This window comes from Pseudomonas sp. A39 (genome assembly GCF_058145955.1).
Window position 1 is genome coordinate 55,191 of the sequence record NZ_JBYVMD010000011.1, and the last position, 20,511, is coordinate 75,701.

Annotated in this window: 13 protein-coding genes; 11 read left to right on the forward strand and 2 right to left on the reverse strand. The window is 51.5% G+C overall.

The window, feature by feature from the left end; genetic code table 11:
- The first annotated feature begins 95 nt into the window (after positions 1 to 95).
- The 11 genes from AC3ZU9_RS11230 (at position 96) to brxL (ending at position 18,350) form a co-directional block, all read left to right on the forward strand.
- A complete protein-coding gene (locus tag AC3ZU9_RS11230) occupies positions 96 to 350 on the forward strand; it encodes a hypothetical protein (protein WP_490090704.1) in 255 nt (84 codons plus the stop codon).
- Positions 351 to 359: 9 nt separating this feature from the next.
- Positions 360 to 1,325, forward strand: a complete 966-nt coding sequence (locus AC3ZU9_RS11235) for a BrxA family protein (RefSeq protein WP_490090705.1) — start codon at positions 360 to 362, stop codon at positions 1,323 to 1,325.
- On the forward strand, positions 1,316 to 1,894 hold the full coding sequence (locus AC3ZU9_RS11240) for a DUF1788 domain-containing protein (RefSeq protein WP_490090706.1): 579 nt from the start codon (positions 1,316 to 1,318) through the stop codon (positions 1,892 to 1,894). The genes AC3ZU9_RS11235 and AC3ZU9_RS11240 overlap by 10 nt, the downstream gene beginning before the upstream one ends.
- Positions 1,895 to 1,899: 5 nt before the next feature.
- Positions 1,900 to 5,577 carry a BREX system P-loop protein BrxC gene (gene brxC, locus AC3ZU9_RS11245; RefSeq protein ID WP_490090707.1) on the forward strand — a complete coding sequence of 1,226 codons (3,678 nt, stop codon included), beginning with the start codon at positions 1,900 to 1,902 and terminating at the stop codon, positions 5,575 to 5,577.
- 85 nt (positions 5,578 to 5,662) lie between these two features.
- Positions 5,663 to 6,292 carry a hypothetical protein gene (locus AC3ZU9_RS11250; protein WP_490090708.1) on the forward strand — a complete coding sequence of 210 codons (630 nt, stop codon included), beginning with the start codon at positions 5,663 to 5,665 and terminating at the stop codon, positions 6,290 to 6,292.
- A complete protein-coding gene (gene pglX, locus AC3ZU9_RS11255) occupies positions 6,289 to 9,927 on the forward strand; it encodes a BREX-1 system adenine-specific DNA-methyltransferase PglX (RefSeq protein WP_490090709.1) in 3,639 nt (1,212 codons plus the stop codon). Before AC3ZU9_RS11250 ends, pglX begins: the two co-directional genes overlap by 4 nt.
- Positions 9,928 to 9,980: 53 nt before the next feature.
- The gene (locus AC3ZU9_RS11260) at positions 9,981 to 11,669 is read left to right on the forward strand and encodes a DUF262 domain-containing protein (RefSeq protein ID WP_490090710.1); all 1,689 of its coding nucleotides are present in this window, start codon (positions 9,981 to 9,983) and stop codon (positions 11,667 to 11,669) included.
- A gap of 174 nt (positions 11,670 to 11,843) precedes the next feature.
- Positions 11,844 to 12,608 carry a type IV toxin-antitoxin system AbiEi family antitoxin domain-containing protein gene (locus tag AC3ZU9_RS11265; protein ID WP_490090711.1) on the forward strand — a complete coding sequence of 255 codons (765 nt, stop codon included), beginning with the start codon at positions 11,844 to 11,846 and terminating at the stop codon, positions 12,606 to 12,608.
- Positions 12,598 to 13,530 (forward strand): nucleotidyl transferase AbiEii/AbiGii toxin family protein, encoded by a 933-nt coding sequence (locus AC3ZU9_RS11270; RefSeq protein WP_490090712.1) that lies wholly within the window; start codon positions 12,598 to 12,600, stop codon positions 13,528 to 13,530. Before AC3ZU9_RS11265 ends, AC3ZU9_RS11270 begins: the two co-directional genes overlap by 11 nt.
- 160 nt (positions 13,531 to 13,690) lie before the next feature.
- Positions 13,691 to 16,312: a BREX-1 system phosphatase PglZ type A gene (gene pglZ / locus AC3ZU9_RS11275; protein WP_490090713.1), complete on the forward strand. Its 2,622-nt coding sequence runs from the start codon at positions 13,691 to 13,693 to the stop codon at positions 16,310 to 16,312.
- Positions 16,296 to 18,350 (forward strand): protease Lon-related BREX system protein BrxL, encoded by a 2,055-nt coding sequence (brxL, locus tag AC3ZU9_RS11280; RefSeq protein WP_490090714.1) that lies wholly within the window; start codon positions 16,296 to 16,298, stop codon positions 18,348 to 18,350. Before pglZ ends, brxL begins: the two co-directional genes overlap by 17 nt.
- Before the next feature lie 92 nt (positions 18,351 to 18,442).
- On the opposite strand, the gene AC3ZU9_RS11285 is transcribed toward brxL, so the two are convergent.
- Together AC3ZU9_RS11285 and AC3ZU9_RS11290 are read right to left on the reverse strand one after the other, a co-directional pair.
- Positions 18,443 to 19,597 carry a hypothetical protein gene (locus AC3ZU9_RS11285; RefSeq protein ID WP_490090715.1) on the reverse strand — a complete coding sequence of 385 codons (1,155 nt, stop codon included), beginning with the start codon at positions 19,595 to 19,597 and terminating at the stop codon, positions 18,443 to 18,445.
- Between the two features lie 48 nt (positions 19,598 to 19,645).
- Positions 19,646 to 20,356, reverse strand: a complete 711-nt coding sequence (locus tag AC3ZU9_RS11290; protein WP_490090716.1) for a YaaW family protein — start codon at positions 20,354 to 20,356, stop codon at positions 19,646 to 19,648.
- Between the last annotated feature and the right edge of the window lie 155 nt (positions 20,357 to 20,511).

A 20,511-nucleotide genomic window follows, 5' to 3' on the forward strand; every position in this document is an offset into this window, starting at 1 on the left:
TTACCTGTATAAGTCTACATTCTATACCTGTCGTAAAACACTACATATCATTGGCCTGTCTTCGAGATGATTCGAACTCACGAAGGGGTGTGGACATGACAACGTCGGATGCGATTTCGACAGGGGCTCTGCTGGTAATGTTTGTGATTGGAGTGGTACTGCTGCTTCACTACCTGAAACTGAAAGGCATCTGGCAATTGATCGTCGACTGCAAAAGCTCCATGCGCTGGGCGCAGATCCAGGAGGTGGAAAACAGGGAGCTGCGATCGGCCCTACGAGCGGAAAGAGCGCACGTCGAGCAACTGAAAAGAAAAGTGGTACTGCTGCAAGCACTGATTCCGGCAGCGTAAGGAAACAACATGAACAGGCTTCACCGTATCAAAGGATGTCTGCTGGGTGACGCATTGGGGGCACCCGTTGAATTCCGTAAGTGGAACACCATCCGCGCAGAATTCGGGCCACAAGGTATCGTCGATTTCACTACAGGTTACGGCATCTCCGGAGCCATCACGGACGATACACAAATGATGCTCTTTACCGCCGAAGGCTTGCTGCGAGCTTATGTTCGCGGTAGCTCTCGGGGCATCTGTCATGTTTCAGGTGTTATGAGATCTTACGGATACCTGAGTGTCGTGTTTTTTACGGATCCTATGGTGTTCGCGCTGGCGCTGCCTGCCCTTGACCGTCAAAATGTGGCTCTTGTAGCGGTCGCAGAATCAAAGTCATTTATGAGCAGTCAATCCCTAAACAGCTTCACTCGGTGCTCCCTCATCGTTCCTGAGACCCGTGTCGTCGCTGCGATGCTTTTACAGGGGGTCAGTAAGCAGGAGTGGCAAAGGCAGATAGTCGAATTGAACGTGTTGCAGAAACGGACCGCGAAGACTGCAACGACCTACGCGAGCATGGCCCGATCAAGATTGGAGACGATGGATTCTGAGCTGTGGGAGCTTGTGCGAGATGGGAGCTTGCCGGTGGCGACACAAGCCGTGCTTGCGGCCACCGTGAAATTTTCTCCGTTGTTTGGAGACTTTCTCCGCACCGTGGTTCGTGATCAATTTCGACGTTTCTCTACACACCTTGAACCGCGCCATTGGAATGCTTTCTTGGAGGATCGCCTCCACACAAATCTGGATGCTCCCACATTCAGTGATTCGACTCGGGTCAAGTTAAGGCAAAATGCCATGCGTATGCTTGCCGAGGCTGGCTTCATTGATGACACCCGTAGTCTTCGTTTGCGTAGCCAGCACATTGAGCCTGCCGTGTACCACTTTTTACATCAGCACAACGAGCAGTACGTGCTTGATTGCCTTCAGGTATGTCCGTGAATAATCTCGACGAGCGCCTCAACAAAATTTTGGACCGAGTGACTTCTGATGATTTTCTCGGTGGGGAAGGATTAGGGAATGAGGTGCCGTTTTACGCCTTCGATTACCTACCCCAGGATGAACTTAAGGTTCGTGATCACGTTGGATTTCTCCTAGGTGCTATTCCCAAGCGTCGGCCTGATCTGAAGGTTGCGTACATCAATTTGTTCGAACTTGTACTCGATATGCTTACCAGTCGAAATTTGCTGGAAAAATCTATCGAACGGCAAGCTCAAAAAGGGGACGAGGCTTTGCAAAAAGCCCTTAAAGCGCCACTCGACGCCGGCAAGGTCGCCAAAGAGTTGGTGGGTCGCTATCCACCCAATGAGTACGGGCTGATCATGATTACTGGTGTCGGTAGCGTCTATCCGCTTGTCCGTACCCATAATCTTCTGAACAACCTTCAACCGTTTATGGGGCAGACCCCCTTAGTGTTGTTCTACCCAGGTCGCTACGACGGTCAGTCTCTCCAGCTGTTCTGCCAGTTAGGCGAAAAACCTTATTACCGAGCTTTCCGTCTGGTGAGCTGAAAAGGATGTCCACCTTGTTAATCAAAAATTTATTTACGCGTCCCATCAACCGTTCCATCAACGGAGTAATCAAGGCTGACCAGGACGATGCTGAGTCCGTCTGGCAGGAGCTTGATGAGTACGTTATTACCCGAGAATTGGATCAACACCTCCGTAGTTTTTTCGAAAGCTATCTAGCGGCATTAGATAACCCTCAAGCAGCCTCTGGACGGGTTGGGGTGTGGATCTCCGGCTTTTTCGGTTCTGGTAAATCCCACTTTCTGAAAATCCTGTCATATCTTTTGGAAAACAAGCGCGTCAGTAGAGAAGGTGATACTCGCCAAGCCATTGACTTTTTTGAGCGCAAAATAGCCGACCCGATGCTCGCTGCCGATATCAAGCGGGCTATTGCGGCCGATACTGACGTGTTGTTGTTCAACATCGACAGCAAGGCTAACAGCGGCGATGGTCGTGACGCGATCCTTCGCGTATTCCTAAAAGTCTTCAACGAGCGCCTCGGCTTCTGCGGTGATCATCCACATATTGCACATATGGAGCGTTACCTGGATGACCAGGGAAAATTTGTAGCCTTCAAGCAAGCTTTCTCCGAGGCTTCTGGATCTACCTGGGAAGATGAACGCGACGCGTACCACTTCCAGGTCGATGCAATGGCCACGGCCTTGTCCCAAACATTGGGTCAGGAAATAAAGGACGCTGACGCGTGGGTAGAGCGCTTTGAGAACGACTTCAACCTCAATGTCGAGAGCTTCGCCAAATGGGTGAAGGACTACCTGGACAAACGTGGCAAAGATCAACGCATCGTGTTCCTGGTGGACGAGGTTGGCCAGTTCATTGGCCAGGACACCCATCTAATGCTTAGTCTGCAAACCATTACCGAAAACCTCGGCACTGTCTGTGGCGGTCGCGCATGGGTATTGGTGACATCACAAGAGGATATCGATGCGGTCCTTGGTGAGGTACGCGCGTCCAAGGCCAACGACTTCTCCAAGATTCAGGGTCGTTTCAAAACCCGTTTGTCGTTGTCCAGCGGCAACGTAGATGAGGTCATCCAGCGTCGCCTACTCGACAAGGAGCCAGAGCCCAAGGATGCCTTGCGTAAGATATATCGCGAGAAAGCCGACATTCTGCGTAACCAGTTAAGTTTTACCAACACTGGGCGTACTTATAAGGCCTTCACCGACGAAGACAACTTCGCTGCCGTTTACCCCTTTGTGCCATATCAGTTCCAATTGGTACAACGCATCTTTGAAAGCATTCGCAAGGCCGGTGCCACCGGCACTCACCTGGCCCGAGGCGAGCGCTCGCTGCTGGATGCTTTCCAGTCAGCGGCCAAGGCCGTCAGCGAGAACACCATTGGTGTTCTGGTGCCACTTTACCGCTTCTACCCGTCTATCGAAGGCTTCCTTGAAGGGGTGGTCAAATCGACCATTGACAACGCGGCCAGCAATCTCAGTCTGCAAGAGTTTGACACATTAGTTTTGAAAACCCTGTTCCTCATCCGATATGTCGATGAGATCAAGGGCAACGTAGATAATCTGATCACACTATTTATTGATGAGATCGACGCCGACCGCCAGGCGCTACGTAAGCAGATCGAAGACAGCCTCCAACGTCTGGAAAAGGAAACCCTCGTCAGTCGCAATGGTGATGATTTCTTCTTCCTGACCAACGAAGAGCGCGATATCAGTCGCGAGATCAAAGAGGTTGATCTCACCAGTGCCGACGAAGCTCGTGAGCTGGGTCAATTGCTGTTTGATGAGTCCTTGCGCGGTCAGCGTAAATTCCGCTTCCCGGACAATGGCAAAGATTTTGGCCTCAACCGCCAATGCGATCTTCACCCCCTGGGTAACCGTGTCGACGGCGATCTGCTGATCTCGGTCATCAGTCCGTTGGTAGATGACCGTGACACCTGGAGTGAACAACGCTGCATTTTGGAATCCAGTCAGGGTGAGGGCAGTGTGCTGTTGCGCCTGGACGATGAGCGCGATTTAGCGCGTGAACTGCGCCTGTACCTACAGACCGACAAGTTCATCACACGAAAGAACGATGGGACGCTGCCGCATAACACCAAACGTATCCTTCAGGATCGTGCCGAAGAAAACCGCCAGCGCCGCCAGCGCTTGAGCGCAAGTGTGGACCGTCTGCTGCGTGAGGCAGAGGTCTATGTCGCGGGCAACAAGCTAGAAACTAAGGCCTCCAGTGCACCAATGCTGGCGGAGGAAGCGCTAGATTATTTGGTACGGAACACTTTCAACAAGCTCAGCTATATCCAGCACCTGAGCAGCGATCCGCAGAAGGAAATTCAGGCTTTGTTGGCCACGCCGCTCACACCAGGCCTCGGTCTGGAGAGCACTGGTGAAGCCAATCCGCGTGCGCTCAAAGAAGTTAGCCAGCACATCGAATTGCTGGCCTCGCAATCGCGGCGCATCGTCCTGCACGATCTCGCGGAAAGTCACTATGGTCGGCGTCCGTATGGCTGGCCGGAGTGGGAAACCGTTCTACTTATCGTACGTGTGTTGCTCAAAGGTGAAGTCAGCCTGATCGGCAATGGCGGGCCGTTGGCTCCGCAGCAAATATGGAACGAGATTTCCACCCCAGCACGTTGGCGCACCACTGAAATTCAGAAACGTCAGCAGGTAGGTTCTGGAGAGCTGCAAAAGGCCCGCCAGCAGTTCAAGGACGTGTTCCAGAAGATTGCTCCGGACGGTGAAGATACCCTCTACGATCAGTTGCAAAGCAGCCTGGCAAGCTGGGAGAGCGAGCTAAAGCAATGGCGTGTGTTGGCGCAAAATGGCCAGTACCCAGGTTTGGATGAAATCGATCAGGGCCTGAAGCTAGTTGGTAGGCTCAAGGCTGCGCCTGATAGTTTTGATGCAATCCAACTGTTTCTCAAAGAGCGTAGCCCGCTGCTCGACCTTTCTGATAGCTACGGCGATCTAGATAATTTCTACGGCAGCCAGAAAACGGCGTGGGACAAGCTACGTTCCGCACAGTTAGATTTTCAGTCCAACCGGCCAAAGCTGGAGAAGGACGAGAAGGCGGCCCGTGCGTTGACACGTATCGACGAAATCCTAAGTGCCAAAGATCCGTACAATTTGATCCGCGAAGGCGAAGGGCTGGTCCAGACAGTTACCCAAGTCAATGACGGCTTCCTTCAGGAAGCCCATGAGCGCGCCGACTCATGGGTTGAGAAGTACATAGCCAAGGTCAGCGTTGAGCTGGACGCGTTGCTAGCCAGTCCGGATCAACGCAACCGCAGCTTGCTGGCCTTGCAAACCCTCCGTAAGACCATCGCCAAGCAGCCCAGTCTGGCTCATATCAGCCAGATGCAGGATGAGGCCCGGGAGTTGGCGGATGCTGCCATCGATCATCTACATTTGTTGGCCGACCAAGCCGCAGCTAAAGCAAAAATGGCAGCCAGCGAACCGGCACCGAAACCTCCAATATCGGGCAGCGATACGTCAGGTTTGACCGTGGCGGAACCAACGGCTCCGGCGAATAACACCCCAGCGGCAGTAGTAGCACCAGCAGTACCGGTCAAGAAGCGTCGGATTATCGATGCTCAGCTGCTTGCCGGTTCTGGCTACATCGAGAGCCAGGTCGACATCGATAACTTCCTTGCCAAGCTTCGTAAGGAGCTGGAGGAAGCTGTGGCTGACAACCAGCGGGTGGAGATTCGCTAAGAAGTCCGGGTTCAAAAATAGGTATAGCGGTTGTGTGGGGCACAACCGTTGTTCTTCTTAAGTCGGCGCATAGGAGCAAGCGACCATGGATGTTGAAGAAGTACTTGGGTCTGCCGATTGGCGGCTAATCAGGGGTGAGGTGCAGTCCTCCTATAGCGAGCATTTTTCCCAATACAGTTATACCAAGTATCCGGCGCAAGACTATCAGCGCTTCAAGCAGACATTTTCAGCGTTAGAACCTGTCGTCGAACTTGATTCGGCACTGCTCTGGAAATGGGGTCATTGGGGGAAGACCAATTATCCCAGTAAGCAGGGGCTCTTGATCACCGAGATATCGACGCTTTGGGGTGAGTATCTCAAGTGGAATGGTGTGCTCGCTAATGCCCCTTCCCCGAAAGACACCTTCCAATGGTGGAGCGAGCGGCTTGGGCGGCTGCGCTACATTACTTCGGCTTTCCTGACTCACCTGATTCATCCTCGCGACGTGCCGATCATTGATCAGCACAATTTCCGCGCCATGAATCACTTGCTACGCGTGCATCAGCCGAAGAAAAAACCATCCGACTGGAGCGATATCGCTCACCTGAAACGTTTTCTAACCGAAGCAACTACCAAACTTCAGTATTCAGAAAGCGATTTTGACAAATACCTAATGATGTATGGCCGCGCCCTCAAGCCGCAAAAGCCCAGGACGTCTAGCAAGGACAAAGCATGAACCGCTCCGCACTCAAGAAATACGCTCCGCAGGCCCGTTTAGATTTTATTGAGGCCGTCACCCTGCGTGCCCGGCGTTTGGGGCTCGATCCGGCCCTACCAGTCAATATTGAACAAACTGGCGATGTGTTGTTAATCGGTGGCCAGCCATTTCCGGCCAGCATTGCCAAGCAGCGTGCCATTTTGACCCTGCGTATTCAGCAGCAGGGCTTTAGCTCTGTAGTCGAGGCATTGGCCTACACTTGGTTCAACCGTTTGGTTGCTATTCGCTTTATGGAACTCAAGGGCTACCTCAGCCACGGCTATCGTGTGCTCAGCCATCCGCAGGGCCAGCAGCCGGAGATCCTCGATAATGTTCAGCACCTCGATCTGTTCGGGTTAGACAAGGCCGAAGTCATCCGCTTGAAAACTGCGGGCAATCAGGACGAATTGCTTTACCGCGAGATTCTGCTCGCCCAGTGCCACGAGCTGCACCGCAATATGCCGTTCCTCTTCGAAGCGCTGGATGATGCCACTGAGCTGTTGCTTCCGGACAATCTTCTGCGCACCGACTCGCCGATAGCCCGCCTGGTTGGAGATGTCGAAGAGGGTGACTGGCAAGAGGTCGAGGTCATCGGCTGGCTGTACCAGTTCTACATCAGCGAGAAAAAGGGTGAAGTGATCGGTAAAGTGGTTAAGAGTGAGGATATTCCCGCAGCCACTCAGCTATTCACCCCGAACTGGATCGTTCAGTACCTAGTGCAGAACAGCCTAGGTCGGCTCTGGTTAATGGCCAATCCGGGCTCCAGCCTAAAAGAAAAAATGCCGTACTACGTTGAGCCCGCTAAGCAAGCGCCGGAAGTCATAACTCAGCTCGATACCTTAATCAAAGTACGAATGGATGAGGACGCCGGTACTCTTAATCCGGAATCCATCACCATACTTGACCCGGCATGCGGCTCTGGCCATATTCTGGTCGAAGCCTATAACCTGCTGCGGGCTATCTATGAAGAACGTGGTTATCGTTTGCGCGACATTCCACGGTTAATATTGCAAAAAAACCTGTTCGGTCTAGATATTGATGATCGCGCTGCCCAGTTAGCGGGCTTCGCTCTCTTAATGAAGGCCCGTGAGGATGACCGTCGACTATTTGATCTCGAAGGTAATCCACCACACCTCAATATCATGGCCATCCAAAATAGTGCAGGTCTGCCAGATGCAGAGATAGCACAGGTTATCATTGATGCAGCTATCCAGATTGAGGGCGGAGAAGCGTTTCACTCAGGCCAATTGTTTGGCGGTGGCCAACTGGAAACTCGGCATAGCTCCGGGCTTACTGTGCTCGACGTACGCCAGCTAATTCAGTTGTTCGAGGATGGCAAAACTTTTGGTTCGCTCATCAGCGTGCCGGATGCGCTGAAGGGTAAGCTTGGTAAAATCGTCGATCTGCTTGCAAGTGTTCGTGTTAGTGGGGATGACTTATCACGGAGTTATGCCAGTCAAGTGCTTGAGCACTTTGCTTGGCCGGCTAGCTTGCTGGCACTGCAATATGATGCTGTGGTAGCGAATCCTCCGTACATGGGGGGCAAAGGCATGAATTCGGCGATAAAAGATTTTGCTAAGCGAGCTTTCCCAGATAGCAAATCCGACTTGTTTGCTATGTTTATCGAGCGGGGGTTTTCGTGCTGTAAGCCAAGCGGCTTCAACAGTATGGTGACGATGCAGAGCTGGATGTTCCTCTCCTCCTACGATGAGTTGCGAGCTAAGTTTCTAAGCAGTTACTCCTTAATTACAGCAGCTCATTTGGGGGGGAGAGCATTTACAGAGTTGTCCGGCCCTTCAGTTCAAGTGGTGGCGTTTTCTGCGGTCAGAGCTTCAATTCCTGCGTATAAGGCGATATTTATTCGGGCCGACGCGGGAGGCGAGGATGAAAAGAAAAAAAGCCTTACTGAAGATTCTAATAAGCATTGTCTTTACTCGAATTCAGACTATGCATTGTTCCCTGGGCACCGTTTTGCGTATTGGATCCCAAAAGTTCAGGCTGATACATTCTTGGCGGAACAGTATCTTGGTGATGTACTCACTCCGCGCCAAGGTATGGCGACCTCTGATAATTCTCGCTTTGTAAGATTTTGGTGGGAAGTATCTAATGTAAATATTTTTAGGGTGGCAGTTGATCGGGAGTCAGCTTCTAATTGTGGGGGGAAGTGGTTTCCTTATAATAAAGGTGGGACTGCAAATAAGTGGTATGGTAACCAAGAGTCTGTAGTTAACTGGGCTCATGATGGCGCCGAAATTATTTCTCATGCTGCTAAATTGTATGGTTCTCCCACGAGAACGATAAAAAATATTCCTTTTTATTTTAGAGAGGGGATTACCTGGGGAGATATAACTTTCAAAAATAAGGCAGGGGAGGAGTGTTTTGCTGCGAGGTATACACCAGTAGGCGCCATTTTTGATGTGAGTGGGCCCTCAGGGTTTCCGAAAGGAGAGGATATTATGCCTCTTCTTTGTTTGCTGAATAGTAAAGTCGTAAAAGCCTATATGTCTGTTCTTAATCCGACTTCTCATTTTCAGGTGGGTGATGTCAAGCAGGTTCCTTATCTAGTTGATGATTCTTCAAAGGCGGTGCTTCGAGATTTTGGGGCGAAATGCGTGGCTTTATCGCGAGAGGACTACATTCGCCTGGAAACTGCTCCTGAATTTGTCGGTGGTATGTACTTTCAAGAAAGCGATAGGATAAGTGATAGTTTTGAATCTTCTTCAAACGTTTTTGTTGAGCGTAGGGACTGCTTGAAGAGTATTGAAACAGATATTAATTATCTACTTTTGAAAAATTACGGGCTGCATGATTTTGTCGATAGTGCTGTTCGCGACGATGAAATCACCCTGAATATTATTGATGCAGACAGCTTCGCACGTCGTACTTTATCTATTGGGATTGGCTCGGCCATGGGGCGTTATAGTCTAGATGAGCCGGGGGTGATTTATGCGCGTAGCGGCAATATCGACTTCAATCCTGCTCACTATAGTAAATTCTCGGTGGACGCTGACGGAATTATCCCCATCACTGCCGACTCTTGGTTCGAGGATGATGCCGCAGAGCGTGTGCGCGAATTCGTCAAGGTGGTTTGGGGTGGCGACACCCTCGTAGAAAATACGGAGTGGTTGGCCGATAGTCTAGACCGAAAGGCAGGAGAGTCCGCCGACGAGGTTATCCGCCGCTACTTGTCCACCAGTTTCTACAAAGATCACATGCAAACCTACAAGAAGCGCCCAATTTACTGGTTGTTCTCTAGCGGTAAGCAAAAGGCCTTCGAGTGCTTGGTTTATCTGCACCGCTACAACGAGGGCACGCTCTCGCGCATGCGCATGGAGTATGTTGTTCCCCTGCAAAGCCGCATGCAGGCCCGTATCGATAAGCTTGCTGACGACATCAACAGCGCCACCGGCAGCGCTCAGCAGAAAGCCTTGCAAAAGCGCAAAGACAAATTCACCAAACAACTCGAAGAACTCCGCCGCTTCGATGAAACGCTGCGTCCCTACGCGGACCAACGGATCGCTCTCAACCTAGATGATGGCGTCAAGGTCAACTACGGGAAATTTGGTAATTTGCTGGCCGAAGTGAAAGCAATTACGGGTGGCAAGGAAGACTGACTGATTGGCGGCTCACTGATGTGGGCCGCTTTATCTCGACAAGGAAAATGTAAGTGCAAACAGGTAAATCCACTGTCAAAGATATTTTCGACGGCACTCGTATCTTCAGTGTTCCCACCTACCAGCGTGCCTATTCCTGGGAGCGTGAGAACAATCTTGAAGACTTTTTCAATGATCTATGTAGTCAGCACCCGGACAGACCTTATTTCCTAGGTTCCTTTCTCTTCCATCTGAACGGAAACAAGAGCGAGTTCGCGCTTGTGGATATCGTGGATGGCCAGCAACGGTTGACCACCCTGGTCATCTTTATGCACGTATTGCTTGGGAAGCTAATTTCCCAGGGTTCTACGCTCGTATCTGAGCGTACGCGGCGCATCTTTGTGCGTGATGGTGATGTCTTCAAGCTTGAATCGGCGAATGAGGGTAATGCCTTCCTACATGATTTGGTATTGGGCGACCGCCCGCCTGCAACCGAAGACGTAACACTAAGAACCCATTCGCAACGGCTTTTGTTGGGCGCACGGCAATATTTCGAGGAGCAGCTGGTTCGCCATGATCTGGCCATGCTTGAGCGAGTTTATACGACCGCCATCAATGCTGATGTGCTGCTCTATGTGGTGGACAAGATCAGTACGGCTACCCAGATATTCGAGTTGTTGAATGATAGGGGGCGGCGATTAACGGATCTGGAATCGATCAAAAGTTTCCTGATGTATAACGCGGGAATTGTTTACGATCACCCCGAGCAAGTGATAGGGAAAATCCAAGAGGACTTTGCTGAAATTTATCGTTTGATTGAGTCGCACAACATTAATGATCGGGATGTGCTGCGTTATCACACGCTTGCGTTTGAGACGTACCCGAGTGATTACACTGATAAACCGAAGCCCTACATCAAGGAGAAAATACTCGGATTGGTGAGTGATGCGGAGCGGTGGGAAGAGGCGAGAGAGCAGATTAGAGACTATCCAGCTCGCCTAAAAAAAAGCTTTCAATTATTTGCTCAGATCCGAGATAGCCGATTCATTGATCCGGAATTGGCGAAAACTTTTATGATCGGCCGTGTTGCTCCTTTTTATCCAGCATTGATGAAGGTGCATAGTGAAAGGCCATCTGATTTTCCGCGCTTGGTTAAAGCCATTAATGCCTTTACGTTCCGTTCCTCTTTAGCGCGACTGCGAAGCAACGGTGAAAGCTATCAGTTTACCTCTATGCGCAACGACAAAGATGTCATTGAGGTGGTCGAGAGCTTTGTCTTGGAGAATTGGTGGAACATTAATGGGCGCGCGCGCGAAGCCTTCGATTATAATAATTATTATGATTGGCTTGAAAAGAACGTAGTTCGTTACATTCTTTTTTCTTACGAGAATAGTCTTCGTCGTCGTAAGGGCTTTCCATTGTTGTCGAGCAGAGACTACGCTTCGAAGGATACCCGTGAAAAGCTCAGTATTGAGCATATTACTGCGAAGAAAGCATTGTCTGTTGAATTTGATGATGACTTTAGAGAGAACTACCTGAATAATCTTGGTAACTTAGTGATTGATCATGCGGCATCTAACTCCAGCAAGGGTAGAAAGGGCGGTGACGAGAAGGCTGTTCATTATAATTTAGCACCTTTGATGTCCCAGAATGAAATAAATGAGGTTGGTTGCGATTGGAATGATCTTGAATCAATAAAGAGATTTATTCATCGCCGCGAGGAAAAGTTAAAATCGGAAGTATCGGTTGAGTTCAAAATTTGAATCACCGCGAGAGCGATAGTGGTTTTCGCATCATCTTGTAGCCTTCGGACAGGGTGCGTAGCTGTGGTTTGGATCAGGCCCCCTAGGGGCACACCCACCCACATCCGACTGGATGAACCCGGCTGACTGGTTTAAAATCTAGCTGAAAGTCATCCTTATGGATAAATACTGGCAGTGAAAATAAACCAGCTCCTTTCCGATTGGCCCTCCGGTGCTGTCGCCACGCAAGCATGGCTACATGAGCATGGCGTAGGGCCAAACCTGGTACAAAAGTATCAGCACAGTGGCTGGCTGGAGCGTATTGGTCACGGCACGTGGAAGCGGAGCGGCGATAAGATTGACTGGCAAGGCGGCGTTTTCGCATTGCAACAGGACGACCCATTACGGATTTGGCCGGGTGGGGCGACCGCTTTGAGCCTGGCTGGATACAGCCATTACCTGTCATTCGGGAAAGAGGCTGTCGAACTGTTCGCAACAGCCGGCACAAGCCTGCCTGGCTGGTTCAGCAAGTACGAATGGGAAGTCTCGGTAAATTTTCACTCCACCGGGCTCTTCGCCTCAATGGAAGACCCTGCGTTGCAAGCCTTCCAAGTGCCTTACTCTCAATTCGACCTGAAAATCTCTACGCCAGAACGTGCCGTGCTTGAGCTTATCCATCGAAGCGCAAACGAGATTCTTTTTAGTAGTGTGGTGGACGTGTTCAGCGGGTTGGCCACGCTAAGTCCTCGACGCCTACAAAAGCTGCTTGAAGCCTGTAGCTCCATTCGAGTCAAACGCGTTTTCCTTCTGCTGGCTCGAAACAGTGGCCATGCATGGTATCAGCGAATAGATGTTTCAAGGATCGATATAGGCAAAGGCAAGCGTCAGATCACCCCGGGTGGTCGGCTCGATAAAGAGTTCCTCATCACCGTGCCAGAGAGTTTTGCCAATGTCGATTGACCCTCGTTATGCCGCTCAGGTCCGCTTGTTAGTACAGGTAATTCCCTACGTGGCGGCTGAGCATTGTTTTGCGCTCAAGGGCGGAACTGCCATCAATTTGTTTGTTCGGGACTTACCTCGTCTTTCAGTGGATATTGACCTGGCTTACCTACCCAGTTCTGATCGTCAGCAGGCGTTGACGGACGTGCGTCTTGCGCTTCGACGGATTGCAGATGCAGTGGGTCGAGGCTTGCCTCAGGTTGATGCAACCGTGCAGAGCAACCGGGACGATGAGTTGCGAGTTCTGGTAAGAAGTCCGCAGGCTCAGATTAAGGTTGAGGTATCGCCTGTCTTGCGTGGCACTGTGCATCAGCCTGTCGAGCGCGATGTGGTGCCGCTAGTTGAGGACGAATTCGGATTTGCCTCTATCTCAGTCGTCTCCTTACCTGATCTGTACGGTGGCAAAATTTGCGCCGCGTTAGATCGGCAACACCCCAGGGACCTCTTCGATGTCATGTTAATGCTCCGCGAAGAGGGGCTTACACGCGAAATCTTTGAGGGGTTTTTGGTGTATCTGATCAGCCATGGCCGGCCCATAGCTGAGCTACTTTCCCCTCGGTGGAAGAAACTGGACGGCATCTTCCAGGCTGAGTTCGCGGGTATGACTCGTGAGCCGGTCACGCTTGAGCAGTTGGAGGCTACTAGGGCTGCGTTACTTGCTGCGATCCAGGAGCAGTTCACCGGGCAAGATGCCGCGTTTTTGCTCTCGCTTAAGCGGGGAGAGCCTGACTGGGCGCTATTGAATTTGCCGGGGGTTGATCAGTTGCCGGCGGTACGATGGAAGCTGCGTAACATTATGGAAATGTCTGCTTCAAAGCGGGCAGGAGCGGTTGATAAGCTACAAATTGTCGTCGACCAATTGCTGGCAGGCCGAACCTTTTGAAATGTGTGGACGGTTTTGCTTCCCCCAGGAATGGGCATTATGGTCTGGTCCCGGCGTTGAGACTCAATCCAAAATCGCGATTAGTTTATTTTTTTCTAATAAGGCACCCTTATTGGTGCTTTTTTCGTATTTTTTTAAACCCGCTCGGGGGCGGTAAACTATGTCAGAGCAGTCTGCACAACTCGAAAAAATTGGCGAGGGGCTGTTGCAGCTGTTCAGTGTTTGCCGAGTGGTCTGGTGGGACGACGCGCAGGGCGAGTTCAGTGAGCTGCTAGAGAGCATCGTCATGCCTGATGTGCAGGTATTGAGGCGCACTTCGATTCCTGCACTATCAATCAAGAAGACGGTGGAACTTGAAAGGCCTGATGGGCGTTTTCTGATCTACGAAGAGGGCAGTCCACCTTCGCCCGAAAACGACTGGCTGCTCGATATTCGACTCTACGCTGCGTCTTTTGCTGCCGATCGTACGTCTATGTTGTTGCAGGAGCTGGGATTGCGCCGGCCAAGCCTGCGTGACCACCTGAAAGCCCGCAGCGCTTTTTTTGCTAGCAAAGAGAGAGTGGCCAAAATACAGCGGCTGCTGAGTACGGATGATGATGAAGCCGCCGTGGACCTGAAGATCCTTGCTGTGCTGGCGAAGGTTGAACAGGCGGAGCAGTTTGCGGTTTTCACTGCGGTATTTTCATCTCTCGCAGACTCTGAAAATCTTGAAGAAAACGTGCTGTGGGACGCGATTTGCAAGTTCGAAATGCAGGTGGTTTTCTGGCAGCTCATGTTGCAAGCCTTCGGTTATCAACATTCTGATCCCTCGGTAAAACATTTCCTCGTTCGTCTGTTTTCCACTGACGTTGGCTATGTACTGAATGCTCATGCTCCCAGCAGCCTCCGTGCGCTTCAGCTGAATCCGTTACGAGCGGCCAATGTCGCTGTTTTTCTCTCTCAGTGGCGAGACAGCACGCTCCGACAGCGCTCCTATGATCGACTATCCAGCCGTATTGCCATCGACTTGCGCCCCGGTGATTTACTGGCCCAAGTGCCCTTGGAAGCGCTCATGCTGGTCAGTACCTTCGTTGATGTTGAGCGGCAGATAGCCGAGCGTCTCCGTGATGCTGTACTCAACAACACCAGTGAAACGGTTGGCCAACAATTGAGGGAGATGGCCAGTCGTCGTATGGACGGCTATTGGGCCAATCCGCGCTGGCCGGATAACGACGACGCGAACCGCTCTGTCTGGCATGCGTATTACCGCTCGCTGATCGCGGCTTCGGAGTTGTTCGAGCTGAGGATGCGTTACTCGGGTGGCTTTTCCTTCGCCTCGGCCGAAGCCTGTTACAGCGCATATACGCAAGAGCTGTATCGCTTCGACCAGCTCTATAGGATTTATCACGAAGCCGCTGATGTCGTGTATGCACGTAGCCCGGATGCGTTGTCGCCACTGACCTCGCGGGTTGAGCAGGATTACCTGACAGGCTTTCTTCAACCATTTGCGCAGAAGTGGGGGAGTTTTCTCGATGGAGGCTTGCTACAGCAGTGGAGATTGCCTGGGGTTTCCAATCAGCAAAATTTCTATGCAGAGCAGGTTGATCGCTATCTGAAGGGGGGAGAGGATCGGCGCGTGTTTGTGGTGATCAGCGACGCGCTACGCTATGAGGTTGCGCAGGAACTGAGTGATTCTCTTAATGGGAAGTATCGTTTTGCGGCCGAGCTGGGCAGTCAACTGGGTGTGTTGCCGTCCTATACGAAGCTCGGAATGGCTAGTCTGCTCCCACATCACACCCTCAGCTATACCGATGCTGGCTTAGTTCAAGTGGATGGCCTTAGCAGCGATGGTCTGGAGGCTCGCAACAAGATCCTCGCTGGTGTAAATGGTCTGGCGCTACGTGCCGAAGACTTCTTGAACATGAACAAGACCGACGGGCGTGAGCTGATCAAGCCGTATCGTGTGATTTACATCTATCACAACAAGATCGACGCCGTAGGTGATACGGCAAGCACTGAAAGCAGTACATTCAGCGCTTGTCGTGATGCGATCCACGAGCTGGAGTCTATCGTTAGCCGTATCATCAATAACCTCAATGGACATCGAGTCCTCGTCACGGCAGACCACGGCTTCCTATTCCAGGATTCGGCGCTAGAGTCTTTAGACAAGAGCAAGCTGCTTACCAAGCCAGCAAGCAGCGTGGTGTCGAAAAAACGCTACCTGATTGGACGTAAACTGGGTACCAGCGACCAAGTACACAGTGGGTACATCAGAGAAACAGCGGGCATCAGTGACGACATGATGTTTTGGTCTCCACGTGGGGTGAACCGATTCCATTTTGTCGGTGGCGCGCGCTTCATCCACGGTGGTGGAACCTTGCAGGAGATCGTTGTTCCTGTGCTCAAGGTGCAGCAAGTCAGAGGGCAGAAGGTCAAGGACACCGCAGTACGCAAGGTACAGGTAACGGTGCTAGGTAATAATTTCACGATCACCACCAACCGTTACGTGTTTAACCTGTTGCAGACCGAAGCTGTATCTGAACGTATTCAACCTACCGCATTACGTGTCGGAGTTTTTGATGCAGCGGGCGAGGCCGTGTCGGTCGTCGAGCAGGTTTCATTCGACAGCGATTCCCCAAACCTTGATCAGCGTCAGCGCAAGGTGATCCTGACTCTTCTGAACCGACCGTTTTCCTCCAGTGAGAGTTATTTCTTTAAGCTGCTAGACGCTGAAACCGACGTAGAGCAGTTCCGTATTGATGTCCGTATAAACTTGGCGATCAGCAATGACTTCGATTTCTGACAGTGACAATCTCGACCTTGATCTTGATGGTCGCCTGAACCAATTCTTCATGGGGAAGGTGGTACGCAAAGATCTCACCAAGCGTTTGAAGGAAGGTATCAACGTACCTGTGTACGTGCTTGAGTACCTGCTCGGCATGTACTGCGCCTCAGACAATGAAGAGGTGATCGCAGATGGTCTGGAGACAGTTAAGCGCATCCTCGCCGAGAACTATGTGCGCCCCGACGAGGCAGAGAAGGTCAAATCGAAGATCCGTGAGCGTGGGAGCTTTAAGATCATCGACAAGGTCTCTGTCAGCCTGAATGAGCGTCGCGATATCTATCAGGCGCTGTTCATGAACCTAGGTGTCAAGGATGCTGAAATACCCAGCCGGTTTATCAAGGAGTTCGAGAAGCTCCTAGCGGGTGGCATCTGGTGCATCGTGACGATGAACTACTTTTTTGAAGAGGGAGCGAAAGGCTCTCCGTTCACTGTCCATGACCTCAAGCCGATTCAGATGCCAAACATGGATATGGATGCGCTGTTGGAGGCCCGTAAGCAGTTCACTGAAGATCAGTGGATGGATGTCTTGCTACGTTCAACCGGGATGGAGCCGGCGCACTTCAATCAGCGCACGAAATGGCACCTGCTCACGCGGATGATCGCTTTCGTTGAAAACAACTATAACTGCTGCGAGCTGGGGCCGCGCGGGACAGGTAAGAGCCACATCTACAAAGAAGTCAGCCCCAATAGCATTCTGGTTTCCGGCGGCCAAACCACGGTTGCTAACTTGTTCTACAACATGTCTAGGCGTCAGATTGGTCTGGTCGGGATGTGGGACGTGGTTGCTTTCGATGAGGTAGCGGGGATCTCGTTCAAGGACAAGGATGGTGTTCAGATCATGAAGGATTTCATGGCCTCGGGTTCCTTTGCTCGTGGTCGTGACTCCATCTCAGCCTCGGCCAGCATGATGTTTGTTGGCAACATCAACCAGCCTGTGGACACCCTCGTCAAGACCAGTCACCTGCTGGCACCGTTCCCTTCAGCGATGATTGACTCGGCTTTTTTCGACCGCTTCCATGCCTATATTCCGGGCTGGGAAGTACCGAAAATGCGGCCTGAGTTTTTCACCAACCGCTATGGATTGATCACCGATTACTTGGCCGAGTTCATGCGTGAGATGCGTAAGCGGAATTTTGCCGATGCTATCGACCGCTATTTCAAGCTGGGTAACAATCTCAATCAACGAGACACCATCGCCGTGCGACGCACGGTCTCCGGCCTGTTAAAGCTTCTCCACCCAAGCGCTGACTATGATCGTGAAGCGGTTCGCCGTTGCCTTGAGTACGCCTTGGAAGCCCGCCGCAGGATTAAGGAACAGCTGAAGAAAATCGGTGGTATGGAATTCTACGACGTCCACTTTTCTTATATCGATGCGGATTCTTTGGAAGAGACCTTTATCAGCGTACCGGAGCAGGGCGGTGGTGGGCTGATCCCAGAAGGGCAGGGCAAGCCTGGGGCCATGCACTTGGTCTCTACGGGGGCGAATGGGCATCTGGGACTGTACCGGTTGGAAACACAGGTAACAGCGGGCAGTGGCAGATTAAACATGTCTGGTCTCGGGAATAGCTCCTCAGCGAAAGAAGCCTTGAAGGTCGCTTTCGATTACTTCAAAGCCAACATCAATCGCGTCAGTGCCGCATCAAAAGTCGGTGACCATGATTACCACCTGCATGCTGTTGAGCTTCATAACACCGGAGCGCCGAAAGCGCTGACCCTCGCCGGATTTATCGCCTATTGCTCCGTGCTGATGCAGAAACCACTCCAAGCGCAGATGGTCGTACTGGGTGATATGAGCTTGGGCGGCAATGTAATACCCGTAGAAAACCTTGCTGAGTGCATGCAGGTAGCGTTCGATGCGGGGGCTAAACGTATTCTTCTGCCGATGGCGAGCGTGAAGGATATTCCGACTGTCCCAGGGGAGCTATTTGCGAAATTCCAAACGAGCTTCTACAGCGATCCTGTTGATGCAGTGTTTAAGGCTTTGGGTGTTAGCTAAAGTATGAAATGCGCGGTGCTGGGCCGCAGCGCGCAATTTCAGATGCGAGTCAGATCGACTCAGTTAGTAGGGAGGGGACAGGGCTTGCTTCTCTAAGCCTTCGAAGCGATGGCGTAAGCCTCTGATATCCGTCCGTGTTCCACCTTTAACTGCATAACGACAGACTGTGGTTTTTGCTGCTCCACCATCAATCGATCCATCAAGATAAGCGTGGAATTGCTAGATTCGGTAAAAGCAGGTAATTCCAGCTTCTTCCACTTGCTGAGTCGAATTCGGTTTGCGTGAATGGTCGTCTTCGAATCAACGAAAGACGATAGGCCCATAATCCTGATATCCATCGCACGCTCAAATTTTCTAACCGGTCCAGATTCTGACAAAAACTGTTCCAGTTTGCCCTTCAGTGTATCAAGACGTCGAGCAGCGACAGGTGCTGATTCTTCAAACTTACTCAATAGTTGGCACGCAATCATTCGTGCTCCCATGCACAGTTTCCATTGCTCTAGAACAGGGGTAAGTGCAGTTTGCCGCTTCAGCAACGACTCCGTCAGGCTGTCTGAACCAAATAGGCTGGAGTCCTTTTGGTTGGAAACCTGGCCGGCCATTTTGTTGATTTCGATATCGAGGTGGTTTTGCACCGCGCCCAGCTCCACTTCGCAACGTTCGAGTTCATTGCTTATGGCTGGATACGATTGGGAAGTCATGACCTCTGGAGCTATCTGGCGAAGGTAGTCAATGCGCCCTGTGATGGTCGCTCGCCTTGAGTCCTCCAGGAACGAAACGATCTTATCGACTCCTTCCTGGATCTCACTCAATTTCGCGCTGATATCGGCAAGATGCTTTTGTGCGACAACAATCGAGGCTACCTGTAGCAGGGCACCGCTTGTTACTAAATTTTTCAGTCGGTCATCTTCGTAGAAACGACCGTGACTCTGAAATTTTCCCTGAGCATCCCGCGTAAAACCGCGTAAGCCATCGCCATCTGCCGCGGCGGCAAGCGGACCATCAACGACAACCCGAAGATATCGGTGGCCGCCAACCTCATGAGCGACCAATGCGCTTGGGACAGCCTGAAGCAACGACGAGAGACGATCTATATGCACGGGGTCGAGGGCGAGTAGCTCTCGATCACTCATCCGCATCTGTGAAGGAAGGAAATCAATCGTTGCAAGAGGCTTGTCAGCGGAATACCCGATTAGGTAGGTGCTGGGGTCGGCGTTTGACGCAGATTTCGGGTCTAGAGGAGGCATAGCGATTCCATGTGGCTACTGACTTGATCCAAGAAACCATTATATGACCTATGGGGCCACGAGTTGCTTGTGTCGAATTATTCCAATTAGCGCTACGCAGGGAATTGTGACCCGCAAGGCCTCGCCGGTAGCTTTGTATGCTACCCAGCCGACTATACCGGCAATGCCCGCCAATCCGCCGGCTAGGAAACGCCCTGCGAGGGCTCCGCTGCCGAGCATCTTCAAAAATTGAGGAGCGAAAAACAGTCCTTGAAGGCTACTAACCGTACCGCCGTTCATCATTAGTGCTTTCAGCAGGGCAAAATTGTACGTTCCGTCAGCGTTAAATCCACGAGCATCGGCGCTGTGACGTTCACGTTCCGCGGGACCCATTTCCTGCCAAGTTTTCGCGAATAGCTGAGCAAGAATCTTACCCTCCATGGTCACGACAGACTCATGAGACGTTACTCTTACGCCTAGATAGCTGGCCACATCTGCTACTACCTCCCGATAATCCACGCCATCCCCGCGTGCGAGATTAACTAAGCTGTTGCCACCAAAGTGCTGAAGCTCTGAAATGATCAATTTTATGATGTCTTCGTCATAAAATTTCGAGGATTTTGCTTCAGACATCGCGACTTTCGAACTCTTCGAAAGCGCCACCCGACCGCCGCCAGCGTCTGTCAAAACGTCTACCAAGGCATCAAGATCTTGGTGGTCCGCATTCGACAAAAGCTCAAGAAGTGCAAGGTCGTTCTTAATGTCGAATTCAATGGACATATTCTGATCCGAAGTGCGTCTGGAGGAGTCAACTGTATCGGCGGATCGCCGTTGTTCTTGAGCAGTTTAAGCCTGTTCGATGGTAGGTAGAGGGATCCAGGAGAAGCGCCCATGGCCTAGGAGCTGCTTTAGATCTAATTCGATCCCCTATAAAT

Coding starts and splice junctions, on each gene's coding strand:
- pglX (WP_490090709.1), top strand. CDS start 6,289: ATGAACCGCTCCGCACTCAAGAAATACGCTCCGCAGGCCCGTTTAGAT.
- AC3ZU9_RS11270 (WP_490090712.1), top strand. CDS start 12,598: ATGTCGATTGACCCTCGTTATGCCGCTCAGGTCCGCTTGTTAGTACAG.
- pglZ (WP_490090713.1), top strand. CDS start 13,691: ATGTCAGAGCAGTCTGCACAACTCGAAAAAATTGGCGAGGGGCTGTTG.
- AC3ZU9_RS11235 (WP_490090705.1), top strand. CDS start 360: ATGAACAGGCTTCACCGTATCAAAGGATGTCTGCTGGGTGACGCATTG.
- AC3ZU9_RS11240 (WP_490090706.1), top strand. CDS start 1,316: ATGTCCGTGAATAATCTCGACGAGCGCCTCAACAAAATTTTGGACCGA.
- brxC (WP_490090707.1), top strand. CDS start 1,900: ATGTCCACCTTGTTAATCAAAAATTTATTTACGCGTCCCATCAACCGT.
- AC3ZU9_RS11230 (WP_490090704.1), top strand. CDS start 96: ATGACAACGTCGGATGCGATTTCGACAGGGGCTCTGCTGGTAATGTTT.
- brxL (WP_490090714.1), top strand. CDS start 16,296: ATGACTTCGATTTCTGACAGTGACAATCTCGACCTTGATCTTGATGGT.
- AC3ZU9_RS11285 (WP_490090715.1), bottom strand. CDS start 19,597: ATGCCTCCTCTAGACCCGAAATCTGCGTCAAACGCCGACCCCAGCACC.
- AC3ZU9_RS11290 (WP_490090716.1), bottom strand. CDS start 20,356: ATGTCCATTGAATTCGACATTAAGAACGACCTTGCACTTCTTGAGCTT.
- AC3ZU9_RS11250 (WP_490090708.1), top strand. CDS start 5,663: ATGGATGTTGAAGAAGTACTTGGGTCTGCCGATTGGCGGCTAATCAGG.